The following is a 2,490-nucleotide window of genomic DNA, read 5'->3' on the forward strand; positions in this document are numbered from 1 at the left end:
GTAAGCGTCCGGCGTGCCCCGCCTTGCCGCGATGGGTTGGGCTTGGGACAGGAGTGGCATGTCAAGCCACGAGGCTATCCCTAGGGACAGCACCGGTGCGTCGGAACGCATCGAGGTCATCACCGGCCACGAGCGCCGCCGTCGCTACAGCGATGAGGACAAGGCGCGGCTGGTCGCCGAGGCGGCGCAGCCGGGCCAGGGCGTGCACGCCGTTGCGCGCCGTCACGGCGTCTGCTCCAGCCTGCTGTATCGCTGGCGCCGGGACGGGGTGGGCGCGCAGTGGTCTGCCGCGCCCACGCAACGGCTGATCCCGGTTCAGGTCGCGGCGGAGCACCGGGAGGTGTCTGCGCCGCCGCGGCCGGAGACTGTTCGCATCGACCGCCTCGTCGAGATCTCGCTGCCGAACGGGTGCAGCTTGCGGGTGGACCAGCACATCGACGGCAAGGCGCTGCGCCGGATCCTGGCGGCCCTGCGCGGGTGATCTCGCCGTCGGCCGGCACACGCGTCTGGCTTGCCGCCGGCGCGACCGACATGCGCCGCGGCTTCGACGGTCTCGCCCGACAGGTGCAGCAGGTGCTCGGACAGGATCCGTTCAGCGGCCATCTGTTCGTCTTTCGAGGCCGTCGCGGCGATTTGCTCAAGGTGCTGTTCTGGGACGGCCAGGGACTGTGCCTGTTCGCCAAGCGGCTGGAGCGCGGACGGTTCGTGTGGCCGCAGGCCAAGGACGGCGTGGGGACGCTGACGCCGGCGCAGCTGTCGATGCTGCTCGAGGGGATCGACTGGCGCATGCCGGCGCGCACCTGGCAGCCGGAGAGGGCGGGCTGACCTGCGGCTTTTCGTTGCGCCGACGCGAGGCTGTTTGTCACGATTTGCAGCGTGATCGACCTTGCCGCCTTGCCCGCCGACGTCCGTGCGCTGATCGAGGCGCAGGCGGCGACCATCGCCCGGCAGGATGCGGAACTGGTCGCGCACCGCGATGCCATCGCGGCAATGCGGCTGCAGCTCGAGCGGTTGCGGCGCATGCAGTTCGGTCGCTCGTCGGAGAAGATCGCGGCCGAGATCGCGCAGCTGACGCTGGCGCTGAAGGACCTCGAAGCCGGCGCCGACCGCAAGGGCGAGGCCGCCGACGCAGAACCTTCAGATCCGGCTGGCGCGTCGCGCGAACGACCCGCACGGCGGCCGCTTCCCGATCATCTGCCACGCACCACGATCGCGCACGAGACCGCCTGCGCCTGTCCGCAGTGCGGGGGTGCGTTGCGCTGGCTCGGCGAGGACGTCACTGAGGTGCTGGACTACGTCCCGGCGTCGTTCCGGGTCATCCGCCACGTGCGCCCGAAATTCTCGTGCCGTATCTGCGAGAGCATCACCCAGGCGCCGGCGCCGGAGATGCCGATCCGCCGCGGTCGTGCTTCGGCCGGTTTGCTGGCTCACGTGCTGATCGCGAAGTTCGCCGACCATCTGCCGCTGTACCGGCAGAGCGAGATCTACGAGCGGTCCGGCGTCGACCTGGAGCGCTCCACGCTGGCCGACTGGGTCGGGCAGTGCGCCGGGCTGCTGCGCCCGCTGATCGACGCACTCGGCCGGCATGTGATGGCCGGCGAGCGGGTGCATGCCGACGACACGCCGGTGCCGGTTCTGGCACCGGGCGCGGGCAAGACCAAGCTGGGCCGCCTGTGGGCCTATCTGCGCGACGAACGGCCGTATGCCGGAACCGCCGCTCCCGCCGTGCTCTACCGCTACAGCCCGGATCGGCGGGCCGAGCATCCGCGCACGCACCTGGCGGGGTTCCAGGGCGTGCTGCACGCGGATGGCTACGCCGGCTTTGACGGGCTCTACCACGGCGGACGCGTTCTCGAAGCGGCATGCTGGGCGCATGTGCGGCGGAAGTTCTTCGACCTGCACGCGACCGGCAAGGCGCCGCTGGCGAGCGAGGCGCTCATGCGGATCCAGGCGCTCTATGCGATCGAGGCCGAGATCAAGGGACGTCCGCCCGACGAACGCCGCCGCGCACGCCAGACGCGGGCGGGCCCGCTGCTCGCCGACATGAAGACCTGGCTGGACGCGACTTTGCTGCGCGTCCCCAGGCGCGGCGATCTCGCGGTGGCCATCCGCTACGCGCTCGTCCGCTGGACAGCGCTGACCCGCTACGCCGATGACGGCACCGTGGAGATCGACAACAACCCCGTCGAGCGCGCGATCCGGCCCATCGCGCTGGGGCGGAAGAACTGGCTGTTCGCGGGATCGGATGCCGGGGGCACTCGCACCGCAGCGATCGCGTCGCTGATCGCGACAGCGCGGCTCAACGGCATCGAACCGGAAGCCTACCTCCGCCACGTCCTCGAGCGGATCGCAACCCACCCGATCAATCGCGTCGCGGACTTGCTGCCGTGGAACTGCGCTGACCTTGCCAGCGAAGATTCACAGACGCGCCGAGCCGCCTGACGCTGCTGCGTCAACCCAAGATCACCGCGGCCGACACCGAACGCTTAC

General features: G+C 70.5%; 3 protein-coding genes. All 3 read left to right on the plus strand.

The features are described 5' to 3' along the window. The first annotated feature begins 58 nt into the window (after positions 1–58). Genes tnpA through tnpC form a run of 3 tightly spaced genes read left to right on the plus strand, consistent with a single transcriptional unit; the run spans position 59 to position 2,442 of the window. The gene (tnpA, locus tag B8460_RS23555) at positions 59–481 is read left to right on the plus strand and encodes an IS66-like element accessory protein TnpA (RefSeq protein ID WP_048860045.1); all 423 of its coding nucleotides are present in this window, start codon (positions 59–61) and stop codon (positions 479–481) included. Continuing rightward, complete coding sequence (tnpB, locus tag B8460_RS02765; protein ID WP_048860046.1) at positions 478–825, plus strand: IS66 family insertion sequence element accessory protein TnpB; 348 nt, start codon at positions 478–480, stop codon at positions 823–825. Before tnpA ends, tnpB begins: the two co-directional genes overlap by 4 nt. Before the next feature lie 51 nt (positions 826–876). Further along, positions 877–2,442, plus strand: a complete 1,566-nt coding sequence (tnpC, locus tag B8460_RS02770) for an IS66 family transposase (RefSeq protein ID WP_148360269.1) — start codon at positions 877–879, stop codon at positions 2,440–2,442. The last annotated feature ends 48 nt before the right edge of the window (positions 2,443–2,490 follow it).

The organism is Acidisphaera rubrifaciens HS-AP3 (genome assembly GCF_000964365.1).
In the GTDB taxonomy this organism is placed as follows: domain Bacteria; phylum Pseudomonadota; class Alphaproteobacteria; order Acetobacterales; family Acetobacteraceae; genus Acidisphaera; species Acidisphaera rubrifaciens.